The following is a 19,038-nucleotide window of genomic DNA, read 5'->3' as shown; positions in this document are numbered from 1 at the left end:
AAGGGAACCCGTTCCCAGCGGGTAATATACATCCGTTTCATACCGGGAAGAATCCGACAACACGTTGTTGATCGCGTGCGCCAGCACGGTCTCCGCCCCTCCCATATAACCCGAATGCGCGACGATGAGGAGCCGGGTTTTAGTCATTATTTTCACGATTCATCAATTCGTACAAACGCTCCTCGCCGTTACTGGGGAGCTTAAAGATTTTATGCACGATGTAATTCTGGTACGGCGAAAAAGTCGGGATCGAAAAGAAATAATTCTGACATTGATACCAGTTGACAAAAACGAAAACTACGAAGGTCAACTGCCGGATCAATTTCCGGGATACGATCTCGAATAACAGCGGAAATCCCATCGTCATGCCCAACGACATGTAAAAGCCCAATCGCATATCCAGTTCGACGGATTCCCACAATACGTTTCTGAGCAGCACAAAAAGGAAAAGCAGATTCAATATAATATTGAAATAAGGAAAACGTTCCGCCAGTTTATTTCGGTTATATACGATGACAAAGAGTATGGCCAGGTAGAAGAATACTTTAATATTGATCGGCCAGGGTTCTATATCGGAAGTCGTATAATACAATACCTTGTATAGTATATTCGACGAGAAAAGCGGTGAAATCAGATATTCGGTTATCCAACCTATAATCGGCAACTGCAAACCGATTACCAGCAATCCTGCCACGGACGTTCCCACGATCAGCCGGGACGATATTTTTTTATTCAAAAAGAAATATAACGGATAAACGATGATCACCGACACATGAAAAGTCGCAGCTAACAGGATACAAAGCGTATAACGCCAAAACTGGCGCCTGTAAATATATCGAAGCGCCACGAAAAATACATTCAATGCGATGGCCTGTCTCAATCCGCTCATATCCATTTGAAAATAGATGAAAGCGAAGTAAGTCAACAATCCGAGGTATTTATAATCGGGCAGATAATCTTCGAATGAACGGAATAACAGTAAAGTCGTACAGAAAGAGATAAACAGAAACATGTAATTGACATCCACTCCCAACGAAATGAATATGGAATTAATAAACAGATACCCCGGTTCGATCATCGGCACATCGAACGTACCCGTATGCAATAAATGGCTGAGATCGGAGGAACTGTCGAAAATCCGGACATACGCCAGGTAATCCGTCCCCGTTTCATACCTCCATCCGGCCGTAAACCAGAAAAAGATAAACAACAAAAATTGCAATCCCCGTTTAGTTTCCGGAGACAAACGACCGTGCAGCGAGAGGCTGCAGCATACGACGATAAATAAGAAAAAAATGAGGTAGTACATCCGAATAAATGCCGCTCTATCGATTACGGCAAGCGTTCGCCATGCGGCCGATGCTTTTGATCAATCTTATGGGGAGAACGTACAGCCTGCCCCGAATTCCCCGGAACCGACGTCGACAGACGACTTCGAGGCATATATGCCGGGCACTATTTACGCTCCCAGCCAATAGTCGAATTTTAGGGATATGTCGTTCCCCGTTTGTTTCAAATAATCGTTGATCGCCCGGATGTCCAGCGGGTCGAGTAAAATATCGAGTGAATTTTTATAAATCCTTTCGGTCAGATGCACCGCCGACAGCGTATCGAAGATACGATCGTTCATCCGCGTAAAAGACCCGGCCAACGGAATGACGACGAACGGTTTATTGAAAATAATACTGAACACCATTCCATGGAACGAATTGGTGACGACGTACCGGGCATTCCGGATCAGACTGAGCCACTCGTCCACATTGGGATAGATTTTGTCGTATGCGTCCTGCCGTCCCTGACTTGCGACGTATTTCACCTCGATATGCCGGCTTCGAGCCCAAGCATAAACTTCGGCCACATCGAAATCGATTTCATTGCCGAGCAGGTAAAGCAGCAGGTAATCCTGCGAATATAGGCACGGGGCGGCTATCGACGAATAATCGTGCACGGACAACAGCAAAGTAGGATCGGGTACCAATGAAGCGTCGCTGCGTCCCAACTCCCTGCATATTTCCACGCCCTGTCGCTCCCGCAATGCCAGTACGTCGAACCCGGATATGTACCGTTTAATCTTTTTCCGGAGGCTCCCGGCGAGTTTCATACCGCCGAACGACGGCGCATAAGCAATTTTTTTGCAACCTTCCGGCACGAACATCAGGTAATAGACCGGATCGACCGATCCCCAGACCTGATCGCTTCCGGCGATGTATGCATCCGCCCCGGGCGGATCGGTGAAAATATCATATTGATCATAGACTCTCGAAGTGACCGCAATAAAGCGCTCTTTGAATGTCGAAAAATGACGCGGATGGGCAGCATTCTCCTGCCTCACGATCCGGTTCATTTCTTTAAATCGCTGCGAAAAACGGAATTCCTTCCGACGGAATAACCGTAGCGAGATCTTCCTGACGATTCTACACGGAAGAGACAAAACCCATTTCAGGTTTATTTTCCGTCCGGGCGCATATCTTATCAGAAAAGCATCGTGCCCTTTATCCCGCAGAAAACGCTGAAGAGCATAACACTGAAGTATTTGACCGTAATTATCCTCGCTGTTCCAGAAAGTTACGATTCCAATTTTCATATTCTGCAAATATTCTTATGAGACAAAAAGCCAATAGTTACCGGCCCAGCGTTTTTTTGATGAAACTTTTTTGTTTTTCGCTCATAACCGATCGTGCGAAATCCACCAACTTCCCTGTCGTATTCTGTTCGACGGAGCGAATGGCGCGAAGGGCATCGCTCTCGTCCCCGCTGTCGGTAAACACTTCGAAAAGCATCGGCCGGGCGGCCGGTTCAGGAGAGAGGAACCGCTCGTACAGCGCTTCGAATTCATTTTTGTCCGAAGCGCACATGTATTCGAATCCGAGATCTTCCGCATAGTGCCGGATCAATGCCTGCGATTTGTTGCCAAAATGCCCTGCCGCTGCGATATAAGGATCGGCTTCGTCTCCGAAAAGAGCTCCAGGATGGTCATACTGACGAAATTCGGTTCCCCGGCCGTTATTGATTATCAAAATCCGGACATTGTTGCCGACATGACGATTTCCGACCGCATTCATATCGTAGAAAAACGCAAGATCGCCGAAAATACCGAAACAAAGTCGGGTCGGGTCGGCCAACGAAGCCCCGATCAGCGAAGAGACGCCGCCGTCGATCCCGAACCCGCCGACGTTCGAATCGGAAAACACGGACTTCGGTATTTCGAAGAAATTCCACGATCGCAGCGTATTCAGAATGCCGAAATGCAACACGGAGTTCTCCGGAAGAAGAGGCGCCATTTTATACGCCGTCCAAACATTCGAAAAGGGCAAATTCTGCGGAATAGCGTCGTAAACTTTTTGATAAAGCGCCCGACAGTTTTTCAGATATTCATCGGAATGCCTATCGGATACACCGGCATAATGCCCGAAAAAATTCTGCTCGGACATTTCGAATACATAACGCAGTTTATGAAAGGTATCGCGGATCTCGCCGTCCTCGCTGACGCGCCATACAGTCCGAGCCGAAGGATAGTAAGACGCGGATACCTCTCCGATATGAATCAGCAAATCGACGCTGTTGGTTTCGGTTGTAAGCATCTTTTGATTCTGCACCAACGAATAAAGAACCCTGTATCTCCCTTTGTAATTACTCGTATGATCGCAGAAAACGACGGCATCGTGCGCCTCGCAGAATCGATCGACCGCCTCGGTCTGCTCCGAAGTCCATTTCGGATGGGAACCGACGAAAACGGCAACTTTACCTTCAGGAAATTCCGGAAACCGGTCTCCTGCACAAATCCTGTCGATCACGCGGACGGACGGCAGTTCCTTCACCGAATAATCCCTGCTGTAAGTGGTCGCCAAATTGATATGCGCCGGACCGCCGCCGCGATGCTTGAGGGCCAGGATCGCCTTATTGGCATTTATTTCGCAACTCCACGCTTCTTCCTCGTCCCTTACGGCCGGAAGCGAAACGCTTACATGAACGATATCGTTGAGCGGTCTGCTGCGATCGATTACCTGAGGTATATGATGCCCGACCCTGCCTTCGTACTGCGTCGACGTGATCGCCAGTACGGGCAACTTCCGGTAAAAGGCTTCGGTCAGCCCAGGAAGGTAATTTCTCGAAGCTGTAGCGCCCGTACAGCTCAAGACGACCGGCTCGCCGGACTCTGCCGCCAGACCGCACGCCATATAGGCCGCCGAACGCTCATCGACCGAAGAATAGATCTCGAAATAGGGATCCTGCTGTATCGAAGCGACGAACGTTATGTTCGTAGCGCCCGGAGATGCTATGATTTTACGGATGTTATTAGCTTTCAACAGAGCGATCACGATCTGCGCATTGCGTTCGGAGGTGTAATACTTTTCCATGATATTTGTCTGACGATTATCGAAAAAAGGATCAATTACCGTTTGATAAGTTTTCGTATGAGTTCAAATAAATTACGGGGCATATACCTTGCCGCCAGATACGCCAAGCGGAATTTTACGGACGGAATCTCACGAAGCGGAGTCCGTTCGCCCGTGATTCTGTCGCAACGGGCTTCCGCCGTCCAAACGATCTGCGCGAACCGCGGATTCCGAACAAAACGTTCCAGACAGAACCGCAATCCGTCGGCCGGTTTCGTAAAACCGGCCGTGTCGCAGAACCGGTCGATTTGCGTATTGTCGAATTTGCGATCATACCATCTGTCATATCGCACCTGATATTGCGTTTCCGGATTTTTCAGGTTGGGAGCCGCGTCAGGCATCACCACTCCGGGACGTGTCCCCAGATGAGTTTCAAGTACATCGAGGTATATTCCCAGCACATCGCTCCATCTGATCGCCTCCGCAGCAGTAACATGAAACGCACGGCCGTTAGCCGCCGGTTTTCCGGCAACAGCGGCTATACCGCACGCCACATCGTAACCATAGGTCAACGTAGTCATTTTTTCCGCGATATCTTTCGGAAAAACGATTTTTCTACCGTTCATAGCCCGGTATAGCCACTGCTCTTTTTCCAGTACGCCCAGTTGCAACCGTATTTCGCTGTAAGTTATATAAGGGCGGACGATCACCCAGTTCGTTTTTCCGGACTGCGACAGTAAATTTTCTTCGCGGGCCTTTGCAAGGGCGTATTCGTCGGTTCGCAGGTAAACTTCATCGTTTACGGTATCCAACAACCTCGGCGAGGTTTCGACGATCGGCTCGTTCGATCCGGCATAAACCCGGGCCGAACTCAAAAAAACATATTGTTTGCATACCGACAACAAGAAATCCACGCGCTCCCTGAATTCGTCGGGCGTATAAACCATAAAATCCACGATGCAGTCCCACTTCGCCCCCACAGGGACAAGCGATCGGACAAAGCCGATATCATGGGCATTTCCCCGTACGTACCGTATACAACCGTTTTCGACGGAGGGAAATTCTTTGCGGGTGGTAACCGTCAGTTCATTCGCAGGATCGGCCGCAAGGATCCCGACCAGGTGCGATCCCATGGCGCCGGTACCTCCCATAATTAAAATCCGCATACTTTTTCAGACATTTTACCGGCCTGTCAATTCGGAATGAAATAATCCGGACATGTATTCTACAAGGAGTCTCCGCCGAGAATTTCTTCTTAAAAAATACCGAAATGAAGAACCATTCAACAGACGCCTGTCTACGAGGCATCAACCGGACTACTCAGAGCCGTACTATTTTGCGAATAGGCTTTATGAACAGGTCGCGTTCATACTGATTCATTGAGAACCGATAGATACAGGGAAAATATATCAACGAAAAAACAACCGCAACACACAGGAAAGAGAGTACGCTGTCTACCGATACGTATTTCAACAAGATGAACGCGCCGACAGTAATGATCAACGGAGCGACACTCATCCGCGCGATCTCCGTCCAGAAAAGCGGTATATCCAAATGAATTTTGCGCTTATAATAGATATTCAACAGGATGCCATGTCCCAGCACGACCGCTACGGAAGTTACCGCCGCCACACCGAAAGCTCCGAACTGTCTGGCTGCCGGGATGGCCGCAGCCAGACTCGCCGCGGAAACCGCCAGAATAAGGATCGACCTGTATTTCATTTCATTCCTCGCCTGAAGAATCGTAATTCCCAGATTCTGAATCATCGGAATCAGGGTCGAAGCAAAAAACATCAACGCGATAACATAAGTTTCGTCATACCCTTCGCCGGCCCACAACGCGATAAACGGCCGCCCCAACAGAATAAAAGCAGACAGGACATATGCCAGTACGATGTACTGGATACGTCCGATACGAATAAACAGATCGGATACGGTCTGCTCCGACGCGCCGGTAGTGATCATTGCCGTAACTTTGGGTAGGAAAACGCCGGATATCGAGGTCGAAAACGAATAGTACATATCTTTCAGGTAAATCGCTACGGCAAAAACGGCCACGGCTGCGGTGCCGACGGTGGCTCCCAACACAAACTGCCCCGTACCCCAGTAAATGCGGTCCATAATCGCATTCAGAAATATCCAAAACGAATAAACGGTTACTTCCCGGAGAAACCCCCAGCGAAAACGTCCGAAAACGATCCGTATCCCGATTTTGCGACGACAGTAATAATAATTCAACAACAGTGTAACGAGATTGAACAGCGTTTGCACGACTACCATCGCTACAGCCCGATACCCCATTTTCAACAAACAGATCATCACGACGGTGTTCAGCAAGATGCGGACGATCTGAACGACTTTCTGAAAAATAAAATCTTCGTAAGCCGTAACAACGGCTCCGAAAATACTCAGAGGAAAAGTGACGGCCAAATTAAAAATCAAAATGATCATCAACACCTTAGCCCGTTCGACCTCAACGACGGTCATCGTATCTCCGAACAATGCTTCGACATTGAAATACAGTCCCAAGCCGGCTCCGAATGCAAGTACACCGATCACCGAATAGAGGATCAGAAACATTCCGAACATGGCGTATTGCTCCTGCTGTCTGCCTTCCGCGCGAAATTTAGCCGTATAACGGATAATAGCATTTCCAAAGCCGAAATCCATGATCGTCAGATAGGCGATCACAGACGCCACGAGCGAATAAAGACCGTATTCGCTCTGCCCCATCATCCGCAGCATATAGGGCGTATAAAGCAGCCCGACCAGCGAGTTCAGCCCGATCACTACGTAATTTAGAACGGCTCCGGCTTTCAGTTGATTTACGACCATCGGATTTTACCCATTACTATGTCCGAAAAATAAATCTTTTGTAACAGATATTGCATCCAGCACCGACGCATAAAGCGAGGAGACATTCTCGAAACACACCCAATATCATATCCCTATAAGGCCGGTACGAATGTCTCGTACCGCCCGAAAGACACGGGATTACCCCAATACGTACAGGCAAATTCATTCGGCCTCCTGCATTATTTCATGCTGCACCCTGTCCATAATATCGGAGCAACATTGCTCGACGGCGTAACTGGTAGCAAGATACCATGTATCGGTACGAGTCTCGACAGTATTCGCCACCCCTTCGATCAATCCGGCAATCCGCTTCGGCAGATCGTGCTCACAAGGGAACGCACCGGAAATCCGCAACAGATCATACCATGCCGTCAACAACGGAAGTTGTTCGGCGACAGCGTTCTCAGGAAGAACCAAACGTTTCTTATAATAGTTATACGCACGCAACACCGCATCGTGAAAACGATCGTCCCGGAAAGCATCGCTATAATTTTGCAGCAACTCGATCCTACGTACGGCTATTTCCTGAGGAAGTCTTCTCCAGCAACCCTTCGTATCCAGTTCGCCGACCCATTGCCCGCACTTTGCTCGGTAAAACGGGTAATAATCCAATTCCGTATTATCACCCATAACATTTCCCAACTCATAAGCTATACAGCGCAGTACATCCAACTCCTGTCCTGGATCGGGATCTTTCAAATAACTGTCTAAAAGTCGGTAATATAATCCGCTACATTCTTCGTCTTTTTTTCCGTAAACGCCCCATGCGGATTCTTTAACCAGGCGATACATCCGGCACAAACCATTAACCGAGGTACGATCCATGATCTGATAAAGAATGTCCATCTTGCGGATAATTTTATTGCAATTCAAATAATCACAAGACGACGCAACACAACACAACATACTAATCGACAAATACATACGAAGAAGAGCATCGATACGTACTTCGCTTTGTCCTTTTATGCGGTGATTACACAAAAACGGAAGCAATACCTGTAAATCTGTTTCGGTCATGGAAATTCCGGTTATGGCTGTTAAAATAAGAGATGAACGGGATGAAACGACCGCTGTCTATTCGGATAAAATTTCGATCAGATCGGGATTGACTTCAACCGCGACAGCCAAAGTATTGGGCAACTCTATCACCAGCCGTTTGGCCTTTGCGCCTTTTACCTTCATAAATATGCCTTCAATTCCATCAAACGGCCCTCCGTGAATTCGGATTCGGGTTCCTTTATCGATATTCAACTCCTGAGGCGTAAAATAAATGGGACGTTCCGATCCTTTCACCGCATTGATAAACTGTTCCATCTGGCTGTCGGGAATAATAAGAGGTTCTGCCTGTCTGCCGCCCCGGCGGTACCGATATTGGAAATAATTATCGGCTTCCAAAAAAGGAGCTAAAACTTTTTCGGTAGAATGAACGAACAGCAAATCCCATATTACAGGAACGTAAGCGCGTATTTTCTTACCATTTCGATTTTTAATCTCGCAACGCATAGGAACGAATGTTTCGACAGAAGCTTTATCGAGACGGTCCCGCGTATCCGATTTGCGATTATACAGAAAACGCATTACATACCAAACGAGTCGTTCTTCCTCCATGCATTGTGACATTCGAATTCTCTCTGCTTTCAGGCTTAATCATCGCTAAATTTGAGCTATGGACATAACTCTGAATCCCCTAATATCACCTATATCACTAATACTAAGGTCATTGGAAACTAAAATTCTAAATACGCACTTTCGTATCAGTATCGTTTCTTTGTAAGAGACGGCACTTTATGGGTACAAATATTGGAAATATAAATCTAACGGCCAAATATTCCATCATCATTTATAGCTATTTCGCGCGTTTTTATGTATTACTAACACATTGATTTATATAATTATATACGTGACTTTCAAATCGCAACAGCATTTACTCCGGAAAAGTTCGGAATACGTTATCGAATCGACGATCCCATTGCCCAATTTATATATCTCTTATCCTGAATGATGTATTAAATGCTACTCTCTCATTGTTTATTACACTTGTTTACAGTATTTTATTATTCCATGCCGTCTCTTACAAAGAAACATCCTAAACCTATAAATTACCAACAGCGATCCGCAACAAAGAAAACATTGATACCCAGCCCTTGGGGATCATCCTGCATCTCTTTCGTATAGATTCCGGGATTCGCTTTTAAAGCTATTTTTCGCATTCGGTTATCGAAAACGAGCCGCCGCCATTATAATGATTTTGGAGGAAAATACCGGAAAAATTCTCCGGTTCCGAATAAACGGTTATCTTTGCAAGAAACATCAGATGATATGATGAAAGAGCGACCGGATTCGGTCATACGGAAAAGATCGCTGGCCGAAGAGTTGGCCGAACGGCTCCGCCAACGGATTACGGACGGGCAATTCGAGGTAGGCGAAAAACTGCCGGCCGAGCCGGAACTGATGCGTATTTTCGGCGTCGGCCGTTCGACGGTGCGCGAAGCTGTGAAGATACTGGTTAACATGGGGTTCCTGAAAGTGCAACAAGGAGCCGGGACGTTTGTCGAGAGCCGGGCGGCGGCGGACGACCCGATGGCGCAACGTCTCCGCCGTGCCGACATCCGCGACCTGGACGAAGTGCGGAGAATACTGGAGGTCGCCATCGTCGAGCGGGCTGCCGGACGGCGTACGGAGCAGGATATCGAAAAGATCGAAAGATTCCTTGCGGAACGCGGCGCGACGGCAGCGGCGGGGCGGTTGGAGGCGTGTATCGAAGCGGATATCCGGTTTCATGTCGCTTTGGCGGAAGCTACGCACAACGAGATTTTGTACGAACTCTACCGGTCGGCGACCATCCACCTGCAAAAAGGTTTCGAACACATTTACGTCGATACGGGCTATTTTCTCGCATCGCAGCCTACGCACGAACGGTTGGTACGGGATATAATCGCCCGGGATGCCCGGAAGGCGCTGCATACGATCGGCATTATCCTGAAAGAACCGTAACCCATGAATACGAACTCCTCCTGCGCGCGGCCGCTCCGTAATCCGATGAACCGGACAGTTTATCCGATCCTGTTGATGGTTTGCACCACTCATCTGCTCAACGACATGATGCAGTCCGTCATTCCGGCGGTCTATCCGCTTCTCAAAGAGAAATTCGGCTTTACATTCGCACAAATCGGCGTCATCACGCTGGTTTTTCAGATGACTTCGTCGCTTTTGCAGCCTTTCGCCGGACGTCTGGCGGACCGTCATCCGAGGCCCTACTCGCTAGCTGTAGGGATGTGTTTCACGCTGGCCGGACTGCTCGCGCTGTCCGTAGCCCCCGGCTTTGTCTTTATTTTGGCGGCGGTCGGCCTGATCGGCTGCGGTTCGTCGGTTTTCCATCCTGAATCCTCGCGGGTAGCGCAGCTCGCCTCGGGCGGGCGCAAAGGACTGGCACAGTCGATCTTTCAGGTCGGCGGCAACGCGGGAAGCGCTATGGGGCCGTTGTTGGCGGCTTTGATCGTGATTCCGTTCGGTCAGGCTTCGATCGGCTGGTTCGCATTGGCCGCGCTGCTGGCTATTTTCATACTTATTAAGATCGGGAACTGGTACAAACGGCGGCTGGCCGTAGCGGCACGCAAGACCGTCGCAACGGCGGCGGCGCCGGCTCACGGACTTACGAAGCGAAAAATCCGGGCCGCGCTCATTATCCTGGGCGTATTGGTATTTTCGAAATATTTTTACATCGCCTGTATGACCAACTATTTCACGTTCTTTTTGATGGATAAATTTTCGATGTCGGTACAGGGGGCGCAGTACTGTCTTTTCGCATTTCTGGCGGCTTCGGCGGTCGGAACATTCTTCGGCGGGCCGCTGGGCGACCGCATCGGACGGAAATACGTGATCTGGGGTTCCATTCTGGGGGCCGCTCCCTTCACGCTGATGCTTCCCTATGCCAACCTGGCCTGCACCATCGTACTGGCGGTCGTGATCGGCCTTGTCATCTCGTCGGCGTTTTCGGCGATTCTGGTCTATGCGACCGACCTGATGCCGGGAAAGGTCGGCATGATCGCCGGAGTATTTTTCGGACTGATGTTCGGGCTGGGGGGACTCGGTTCCGCCTTTTTCGGCTGGCTGGCGGACAAAACCAGCATCGAGTATATTTTTCAGATCAGTACGTTGTTGCCTTTGCTGGGTGTAATAACGGGCTTTCTGCCTAATATCGAATCGAAGAAAACCAATAAATAAATCAGCGATGCAGTACACTTTTAAATACCGGTCGCCCCTCGGCGGGATCACGATCGCAGCCGACGACGAAGGCCTGACGGGGCTGTGGTTCGACGGGCAGAAATATTTTGCCGACACGCTGTCGGCCCGGCACGAAGAGAAAATGCTGCCGGTATTCGGGCAGGTCAGGGAATGGTTGGACTGTTATTTCGGCGGCGGCATCCCCGGTTTTACGCCGCCGGTGCACCTACAAGGTTCGCCGTTTCGGCTCGCCGTCTGGGACGTGCTGCGGCAAATCCCGTACGGGGAAACCGTCACTTACGGGGAGATCGCCCGGGAGATCGCCCGGCGACAGGGAGTACGGAACGTATCGGCGCAGGCCGTAGGCGGCGCCGTGGGGCACAATCCCGTCAGCATCGTCGTGCCCTGCCACCGCGTCGTCGGGAGCAACGGAAGCCTGACGGGTTATGCGGGCGGCATTACGCGGAAAGTGCGGCTTCTGAATCTCGAACGGGCGGAAATGTCGGGATTGTTCGTTCCGAAAAAAGGGACCGCATTGTAGGCGGCCGGCCGCTGTCGCGTCTTCTCGTTTAGCCGATGTCCGTCAGGTTGACGAACTTACCGTGCAGCCTGCGCCGCTCGATGAGCAGTTTCAACTGTTTTTGACGTTTGGGAGTGATCCAGCGGCGTGCAAAAATGTTCGGGATGGCCACGCCGATAGCGATGCAAAGGATCATAAGCGAGGCCTGGATGGCATTGTTCATCGCTACGGTGACTTCGCCCACCACGCCGCGCATATCGATGAAAGCAAACAGCGCCCGATACATCAGCACGCCCGGGATCATCGGGATGACGCTGGGAATCGATAGGCAATGGTGAGGGGTGTGGAACCAATGCACCGCCCGCGTTACGATGATGCTGATAAGGGCCGAGCCGACCAAAGAACCGATCACCGGTCCCATGTCCAGTCCGATATTGTGGTTGCTCGGGCCAAGATTGACAAAGTTGCGGGAGCAAACGGCGATGACGCCTCCTACGGCCACCACCCAGAGCAACCGGCGCGGGATATTGAAGATCATCGAAAATCCTACGGCCGATATGGCGGCCGCTACGGCGAATTCGAAATAGGTGTGATGCGGCGTCATGCTCAGATCCTTCACGAAGTTGTCGATCCCGCAGACGTGGATGGCCAGCGCGATGCCGAACGACATGGCGACCACGATGAGCAATGTATTGACGGCCCGTGTGATACCCACCTGCACGTAGTTATCCAGCATGTCGCTTACAAAATTAATCAGCGGGACGCCGGGGACGATGAAAAGAGCGCAGGCCATCAGCGGATGCCACGGCGTATCGGAATGGAGAACGGCATGGAGCGGTCCGGGCAGTGCGAGCGTCGATATGAACGTGGAAACCCATGCCAGCAACGTTGAGACGAAGGCGGCGACGGCAATATTCATAAAGTGATTGGAACCCAGATCATTGAGCACCGCACGCAAACGGAACCCCAGGATAGCGGCCACCGAAGCGTAGAAGAAGGCCGGCCAGTCGCAACCGAACTGGATGCAGAACCCGCCGCAGGCGAATCCCGCGCCGACGGCTACCTGCCAGGGGGTGTAGTTACGTTTGCGGGTACGGATTTTTTCCAGCTCCTCCTCGTATTTTTCCAGCGAATAATCCTCGCGGATGGCTCTCCAGGAGAGTTTGCTGACGGCGGAAATAGCAGTCATGTTGATGCCGTGTTTTTCGCAACTCTGGAATTTGGAAAACGAATGTTCTTCGTCGCCCAGGTTTACCATCAGCATGTTGTAGTTGATGTAAATATGCAGGTGTTCGTCGGGCAGTCCCAGGTAGGCCGCCGTGCGTTTCATGTTGCGCATGATGCGGCTCGTGTCCGCCGCGCTTTCCATCAATAGCTTGCCCGTACGCAGCAGCAGGTCGAGCTTCCGGTGCAAAAGTTTTTCCGAATACTGTGATGTCTTTTCCATAACCGCCTCTCTTTACATCCGACAAACCGGCATTGCCGTGCCGGTGTTCAAAAGTTCCACTACGACGCTGACATACTTTCTCATCCGTATATTTCTCAAAACGAGGATAATTTTTTTCGCTATTTTTCTAAACCCACGAGCAAAAACAGCCTTTTACGAACGGCAGGTCTTCTGACTGACTCCCGCTTTGAAACCTTCCCGGCCCCTTTCGAAACCAGTGGTATCGTATGATCAAAGCGTAAACGGAGCTTCACAGCAGCGGGACTGTCCGGGATTTTCACCCGATTCCCTTTTAATCCGGACGACAGAAAAGCGCCCCCGGAACCGATTCCGAGGCAAAGATAAGTTTTTAAAATTAATTAAAATAGATCCGCCGCGATATTTTAGGGCAACCTGCGAACTTTTTCGGGCGAGAAAGGCAAATAAAAAACTCCCTTCGGGAAGAGCGTTTTTCGAGGTTTGCGCGCCGGGACGGTCGCCGGAAAAGGTCATTCGGATTTGCCGATATATTCTTTGACGACCTCCCCGAAGATTTTAAGTCCTTTCTCGATCCGGTCTCCGGGTATATTGGAATAATTGATCCTGAGGATATTCTCTTTATGCTCGTTCGGAAAAAAGAGCCGCCCGGAACGAAAGCTATTTTTTTTCGAGGCATTTGTTTAAAATTTCGCGCGCCGAAATCCCTGTCGGAAGTTCGATCCAGATAAATAGTCCGCCTTCGGGCCGAATGAATCTTATGTTCGCGGGGAAGTAACGTTCGATGGATCCGACCGCAACGTCCCTGCGCCTTTTGTACACTTCGACTATCTTTCCGATATGCCGGTCGATGTCGTACCGTTGTAGATACCGGACGATGGTCATCTGGGCCATCGTATTGCAGGTCGGTTCCCTGTTTGACCAACCAGGACGTACTTGCGGATGATGTCCTTGTCTCCGGCGATCCAGCCGATCCGGAATCCGGGGCAGAAAATTTTAGAAAAACGTCCCGTGCACGGGACGTTGCCGGTCGTGTCGAAAGACTTTACCGACGGCAAAGACGCTCCTTCGAATCTTAGCTCGCCGTACGGATTGTCTTCCTGTACCGCGACGCCGTATTTCGAGGGCAGTCCGGCCAGTTTCTTGCGTCTTTCCAGGCTCCACGTTTTTCCATCCGTTCATTTTCAATCCATCCGACTTCCGAGCAGGTTCTTAACACTCTTTTGCCCTCATCTGTAAAGGATTCATTCAACAGTGTCCATTAATTTTACACACCCGGATCGAACCACACAACATAAAATCCTGTATTACAAACATTAGCACATCGCGGCATTATTTTCGAACATTGCTGTATCGATTGAAAAAGCACTCCGCCGGATCCAAAGCGGAAAAATAAAAACCGACGACCAATATGAGGGATCTGAACATCGCCATACGCTCGCTCTTCAAAAGGGGACGGCATAACGTAACAAAAATCGTCTCGCTGAGTATCGGATTGGCCATCGGTCTGGTACTGATTGCCAAGATCTATTTCGAACAATCCTACGACTCGTTTTATCCGAATGCGGATAGGATCTATCGTTTGACGGGCTACACGAGCAACGAAAACGAGTCGAAGGTCAGCGAATCCGTTTCGGCAATCGTCGCTCCGACCATGAAAGAGGAAGTACCGGGCATCGAAGCCGCAACCCGGCTGACCCATATCGGCGGAGACAGGAACAAATTCATAACGTCCGATAAGCGGCGCTACTCGATCGGCGGCATCCTGATGGCCGACAGTTGCCTGTTCGACGTGCTGCCGCGTCCGGTACTGTCGGGCGATCCGAAAAAGGTATTGGCCCGGCCCGGCTATGCGATGATTTCGCGCTCGTTCGCCGAAAAGCTCGGAGGAATCGACCGGGCAGAAGGCACGGTCATCGCTTCCGACAACAAACCGGAGATGACGCTGACCATCGGAGGCGTATTCGAAGATCCGCCGGAAAACTCGCACTTGCGCTACGACGTACTGGTCACATTGGAGGAAGCGGACGACGGAGGCTTCCTGGCCTGGTTCGGCCGCCACTACCTAACCTATGTGCTTCTGTCCCCCGGCGTCACGCCCGAAACCCTGCGTCCGGCCATCGACCGGATGCAACAAAAACACATCGTCCCCCAAGCCCTGCAAAATGCCGGCGTCGACCGATTGGCATTTTTCCTGAAACCTATAAGGGAAGTGCATACCGGCGAAGCCAATATCCGGAACATGACCGTCATGTTGGCGATCCTCGCTTTCGCGCTGCTGTTCACGGCCGTGATGAACTATATCCTGATCGCGATCTCGGCGATCGTGAACCGTAGCAAAGAAATCGCCCTGACTAAATCGTACGGCGCATCCGGGACCGACATCCACCGTATGACGATGTCGGAAACGCTGGTACATCTGATTCTTTCGCTCACTCTGGCCGTCCTGCTGATCCTCGCGTGCCGGGACACCGTCGAAGGATTGCTGAACGTTTCGCTTGCCGCCTTGTTCTTCTCCAAAGGAGCTTTCATCCTGTCGGGCATTTGCGCCATTGTATTTTTCGTAACCGGGTTCGTCCCCGGCATGCTGTTCGCCCGCATTCCGGTAGCGTCCGCCTTCCGCAATTTCAAGGAAAACCAGCGGCATTGGAAGCAGGGATTGCTGTTCATGGAATTTACGGCCTCGGCGCTGCTGGTTTCGCTGCTGATCGTAATCGGCGAACAACACCGGCATATGCTGAACAGCGATCCGGGATACTCGTACGATCGCCTGGCTTACTGCGCGGTCACCGATCTGGATTCGACGGCTCGAACGATGTTGACCGACGAAATCGAAAAACTTCCGGAAGTGGAACAAGTGTCTTCCTGCATAAGACTGCCGTTCGGCCAAATGCCGGGCGGCGCGGCGATGTTACCCGGCACGGACCAGACCTGTTTCGAGATCGCCGATCATTTCCGCGTCGGCGACGGATTTCTGGCCCTGATGGAAATTCCGGTCGTCGAAGGACGTTCGTTTACGGAAGAAGTATCCCATTCCAATGAAATTATGGTAAGCCGCTCTTTCGTCGATCGGATGAAGGATTTCGCGGATTGGCCCGACGGTGCGGTCGGCAAGCGGATCTCGATCACGGGGCACGAGCAGAGAGACTTTACGATCTGCGGCGTATACGAGAATTACCGCATCGGATCGTTGGCCGGCAACCTGGACGATCGGCCCTCCGTCATGCTCTACGGCCGCCAGGATCGGCGCATTCCGTCGAGATACCTGCTCGTGAAGTTTCGCAGGATGACGGCGCAAGCCGTAGAAAAAGCGGATTCCAGATTGCAAGAATTGATGCCGGATGCGGAACTGGAGCTGACGCTTTACTCCTCGAGAATAGCCGGACTGTACGAGAGTTCGCGTATGCTTTGGATCTATGTTACGATCGGAGGTCTGATTACGGTAATCATCTCGCTGATCGGCCTAATCGGTTATACGAATGATGAGATCAACCGCCGCCGCAAGGAAATAGCCATCCGCAAGATAAACGGCGCATCGGTACGAACCATTCTCCGGATTTTCCTCGGGGACATTCTGAGGATAACCCTCCCGGCAGCCCTGCTGGGTTGCGGCATTTCCTACTTCGTTTCGGAATACTGGCAACGGCAATTTGCCGAGAAAGTTCCGCAGAACCCTTTGTTTTTTATCGCGGGCGGCCTGAGCGTTTGCATCATCGTCACCGCCTGCGTGGTTTACCGCACCTGGAAAGTAGCCAACGAGAATCCGGTCAACAACCTGAAGTCGGAATAAACCAAGTTACGTACCCCGGTCTTTTCCTGCTTTTCCTTTCGGGGGCCTAAAAAGAAAAAATCCTTACATATCATGGATACATAAGGATTTTTCTGTCTTTTGCAGCCTCTTTATCAGGGCTTTAAGAGCGGAAAACGAGAACCGAACCTTCGGTTTTTATCCGTTATATATCAACGTTTTAACGCGAGTCTTAACTTTTTAGATCACTAATAAGGAGTTGTGACTTTGCACCGCATTGCATTTCTATACTAAGTATAAAGATAGTAATAAATGGTATTAGAAACAATCAATCTATGATGATTGTTTGTGGAAATTTCAATGCACAAATCTCGATTATAGCCTATTTTTGTGCATTAATAGTCCGATTGTCAAACTATTATACAGCAGGAGATACTGGGCGATTTTATATAAAACTCTCCGGTACGATAATTTGATTTTTTTATGTGTTGGTATATCTCCAAAAGAACAATAATGTATTTATAATCAATGTAATAATATATACCAAACAAATGAAAGTGATAATAATCATTGCATATACAATCCAGCCTATATCTAAAAACTTATCTATCCAATACATCATATAAGACAATATAGACATTGCGCTTATTAATCCTATATGAATTATTGCCTTTCGTAACCGTTTTATATATTTTATTGAGTAAACTATTTTTCCTTTAAGACTTAAGTCCATACTTGATGTTTTATAGACATCAGAATAAACTTTAACCTCATCTTTTTTACTAATGGTAAAAGATATTAATACAGTTAATAACGTAATACCTATCCCAAATAAAGACAAGTTCAAATTTGAAATATCCTGTATGGTATTTGTCTGATCAAGCATAACTTGCTAAATAGTTTTCTATGACAGGTTTAAGTTTTTCTGTCATAAAATCAATGCTATATAAAGTATTTGTTTCTAGATATTCGCCTGTTACATAACTTGTCATATTAAATGTTTCTTCAACTACGTCTTCTAAAAGTTTCTTTGCTTCATCTAATTGAGCTTTCTTGATAATTTTATATTCTTTTTTACCAACAGTTATATAGATGTCTTTATTGTGATATTCGGATTTATATGATTCATCAGAGATTATTTCCTCTGTATAATCGAATGGCATATTGGCAAAAGATTCTAATTTTTCTTTTTTGAATTTATCACAAATTACATAATTCTGATATTTAGGCATAACATCGTTATTCCCAGATGCAATATAAGTATATTTTATTTTCAATTCGGGCGTTGTTCCCAAATCTTTTAGTTCTTTTAAAACATCTTGAGTTTTAATGTGTCTTAATCTTAATTGTAAAATATAACGAACAAATAGTTTGGCCGATTGTGTAATATCGTTAAAATCCTTATGAGGGTCAGCATATACAAAAATTAACCAATAACAGGTATAGTGATTTGGGTCTATTCCCTTAATTTGAGGGTATAATAATAACCAATTATTTTCACTACCAACTTTGTCAGTTTTGCCAAGCTCTATAAATTCTTCTCGCTGTATATATGTATCATATAAATTTGTATTGCCGGCATTCATTCGCACGAATAATGCCGGCACATCATTAAAGGAACGTTTAACGTAATTAAGTTCTGCGATCTCTTTCTTTTTTGTTTTCTTTCTTTGTTGAGCTACTATCTTTTTTTCTGATGCATTGTGTTCATCAATCCTTTTTGTAATTAAATCTATCATATTTTCATATGTTACATTTGCAAATCCATTCGGATTTCTAACGATAGGTTCAGAAACGTACACCGGAACCTTAATCTCATAATGTTTCTCTTCGTTTACCATAATATTACTTTATTAAATTTAGAATATTTATTCTATATCAATCAGCATCTATTATCTTGTTTTTCAAAGATAATAAATTTTATACTGAT

The 19,038-nt window shown here is 48.6% G+C and carries 13 protein-coding genes, 1 pseudogene and 1 riboswitch; of the genes and pseudogenes, 4 read left to right on the top strand and 10 right to left on the bottom strand.

Annotation, left to right across the window (positions count from 1 at the left end; genetic code table 11):
- Window positions 1-139: 139 nt before the first annotated feature.
- The 7 genes from C1A08_RS12815 to C1A08_RS12785 form a co-directional block, all read right to left on the bottom strand.
- Window positions 140-1,222, bottom strand: coding sequence for an EpsG family protein (locus C1A08_RS12815; protein ID WP_180951586.1), 1,083 nt, complete (start codon window positions 1,220-1,222; stop codon window positions 140-142).
- A 237-nt stretch (window positions 1,223-1,459) separates the two neighbouring features.
- Entirely contained in the window at window positions 1,460-2,584 is a 1,125-nt protein-coding gene (locus tag C1A08_RS12810; RefSeq protein ID WP_145996583.1) for a polysaccharide pyruvyl transferase family protein, read from the bottom strand.
- A gap of 37 nt (window positions 2,585-2,621) precedes the next feature.
- Window positions 2,622-4,358, bottom strand: a complete 1,737-nt coding sequence (locus tag C1A08_RS12805) for a thiamine pyrophosphate-binding protein (RefSeq protein ID WP_101574002.1) — start codon at window positions 4,356-4,358, stop codon at window positions 2,622-2,624.
- A gap of 35 nt (window positions 4,359-4,393) precedes the next feature.
- Complete coding sequence (locus C1A08_RS12800; RefSeq protein WP_101574001.1) at window positions 4,394-5,503, bottom strand: NAD-dependent epimerase/dehydratase family protein; 1,110 nt, start codon at window positions 5,501-5,503, stop codon at window positions 4,394-4,396.
- 154 nt (window positions 5,504-5,657) lie between these two features.
- Entirely contained in the window at window positions 5,658-7,172 is a 1,515-nt protein-coding gene (locus C1A08_RS12795; RefSeq protein ID WP_101573999.1) for an oligosaccharide flippase family protein, read from the bottom strand.
- A 183-nt stretch (window positions 7,173-7,355) separates the two neighbouring features.
- The gene (locus C1A08_RS12790; protein WP_101573997.1) at window positions 7,356-8,210 is read right to left on the bottom strand and encodes a hypothetical protein; all 855 of its coding nucleotides are present in this window, start codon (window positions 8,208-8,210) and stop codon (window positions 7,356-7,358) included.
- 57 nt (window positions 8,211-8,267) lie between these two features.
- The gene (locus tag C1A08_RS12785; protein WP_172970798.1) at window positions 8,268-8,801 is read right to left on the bottom strand and encodes a UpxY family transcription antiterminator; all 534 of its coding nucleotides are present in this window, start codon (window positions 8,799-8,801) and stop codon (window positions 8,268-8,270) included.
- A 711-nt stretch (window positions 8,802-9,512) separates the two neighbouring features.
- Between C1A08_RS12785 and C1A08_RS12780 the strand changes: the two genes are divergently transcribed.
- The 3 genes from C1A08_RS12780 to C1A08_RS12770 are packed head-to-tail and all read left to right on the top strand — an operon-like array spanning window position 9,513 to window position 11,958.
- Entirely contained in the window at window positions 9,513-10,187 is a 675-nt protein-coding gene (locus C1A08_RS12780; protein WP_228385781.1) for a FadR/GntR family transcriptional regulator, read from the top strand.
- Window positions 10,188-10,232: 45 nt separating this feature from the next.
- Window positions 10,233-11,417 carry an MFS transporter gene (locus tag C1A08_RS12775; RefSeq protein WP_101574042.1) on the top strand — a complete coding sequence of 395 codons (1,185 nt, stop codon included), beginning with the start codon at window positions 10,233-10,235 and terminating at the stop codon, window positions 11,415-11,417.
- Between the two features lie 7 nt (window positions 11,418-11,424).
- Window positions 11,425-11,958, top strand: a complete 534-nt coding sequence (locus tag C1A08_RS12770; RefSeq protein WP_101573993.1) for a methylated-DNA--[protein]-cysteine S-methyltransferase — start codon at window positions 11,425-11,427, stop codon at window positions 11,956-11,958.
- A 28-nt stretch (window positions 11,959-11,986) separates the two neighbouring features.
- Here C1A08_RS12770 and C1A08_RS12765 read toward each other — a convergent pair whose 3' ends face one another.
- Window positions 11,987-13,384 (bottom strand): threonine/serine ThrE exporter family protein, encoded by a 1,398-nt coding sequence (locus C1A08_RS12765; RefSeq protein ID WP_055205105.1) that lies wholly within the window; start codon window positions 13,382-13,384, stop codon window positions 11,987-11,989.
- A gap of 144 nt (window positions 13,385-13,528) precedes the next feature.
- Window positions 13,529-13,728, bottom strand: a riboswitch (cobalamin riboswitch).
- Between the two features lie 144 nt (window positions 13,729-13,872).
- Window positions 13,873-14,532 (bottom strand): annotated as a pseudogene (locus tag C1A08_RS13515) (aminotransferase-like domain-containing protein); the annotation flags it as partial.
- Window positions 14,533-14,771: 239 nt separating this feature from the next.
- Here C1A08_RS13515 and C1A08_RS12755 point away from each other — a divergent pair.
- Window positions 14,772-17,150: an ABC transporter permease gene (locus tag C1A08_RS12755; RefSeq protein WP_101573991.1), complete on the top strand. Its 2,379-nt coding sequence runs from the start codon at window positions 14,772-14,774 to the stop codon at window positions 17,148-17,150.
- A gap of 836 nt (window positions 17,151-17,986) precedes the next feature.
- Here C1A08_RS12755 and C1A08_RS12745 read toward each other — a convergent pair.
- Window positions 17,987-18,949 (bottom strand): hypothetical protein, encoded by a 963-nt coding sequence (locus C1A08_RS12745; RefSeq protein ID WP_145996582.1) that lies wholly within the window; start codon window positions 18,947-18,949, stop codon window positions 17,987-17,989.
- Window positions 18,950-19,038 lie beyond the last annotated feature (89 nt).

Source organism: Alistipes sp. cv1 (assembly GCF_900240235.1).
GTDB classification, from domain to species: domain Bacteria; phylum Bacteroidota; class Bacteroidia; order Bacteroidales; family Rikenellaceae; genus Alistipes_A; species Alistipes_A hominis.
Note: the sequence above shows the minus strand (reverse complement) of the source record. Positions and strands in the feature narration are given on the sequence as shown.

Excerpts from the sequence above, each read along its gene's own strand:
- C1A08_RS12775 (WP_101574042.1), top strand. The coding sequence starts at position 10,233 with ATGAACCGGACAGTTTATCCGATCCTGTTGATGGTTTGCACCACTCAT.
- C1A08_RS12800 (WP_101574001.1), bottom strand. The coding sequence starts at position 5,503 with ATGCGGATTTTAATTATGGGAGGTACCGGCGCCATGGGATCGCACCTG.
- C1A08_RS12790 (WP_101573997.1), bottom strand. The coding sequence starts at position 8,210 with ATGACCGAAACAGATTTACAGGTATTGCTTCCGTTTTTGTGTAATCAC.
- C1A08_RS12755 (WP_101573991.1), top strand. The coding sequence starts at position 14,772 with ATGAGGGATCTGAACATCGCCATACGCTCGCTCTTCAAAAGGGGACGG.
- C1A08_RS12770 (WP_101573993.1), top strand. The coding sequence starts at position 11,425 with ATGCAGTACACTTTTAAATACCGGTCGCCCCTCGGCGGGATCACGATC.
- C1A08_RS12805 (WP_101574002.1), bottom strand. The coding sequence starts at position 4,358 with ATGGAAAAGTATTACACCTCCGAACGCAATGCGCAGATCGTGATCGCT.
- C1A08_RS12810 (WP_145996583.1), bottom strand. The coding sequence starts at position 2,584 with ATGAAAATTGGAATCGTAACTTTCTGGAACAGCGAGGATAATTACGGT.
- C1A08_RS12745 (WP_145996582.1), bottom strand. The coding sequence starts at position 18,949 with ATGGTAAACGAAGAGAAACATTATGAGATTAAGGTTCCGGTGTACGTT.
- C1A08_RS12795 (WP_101573999.1), bottom strand. The coding sequence starts at position 7,172 with ATGGTCGTAAATCAACTGAAAGCCGGAGCCGTTCTAAATTACGTAGTG.
- C1A08_RS12765 (WP_055205105.1), bottom strand. The coding sequence starts at position 13,384 with ATGGAAAAGACATCACAGTATTCGGAAAAACTTTTGCACCGGAAGCTC.
- C1A08_RS12780 (WP_228385781.1), top strand. The coding sequence starts at position 9,513 with ATGATGAAAGAGCGACCGGATTCGGTCATACGGAAAAGATCGCTGGCC.
- C1A08_RS12785 (WP_172970798.1), bottom strand. The coding sequence starts at position 8,801 with ATGGAGGAAGAACGACTCGTTTGGTATGTAATGCGTTTTCTGTATAAT.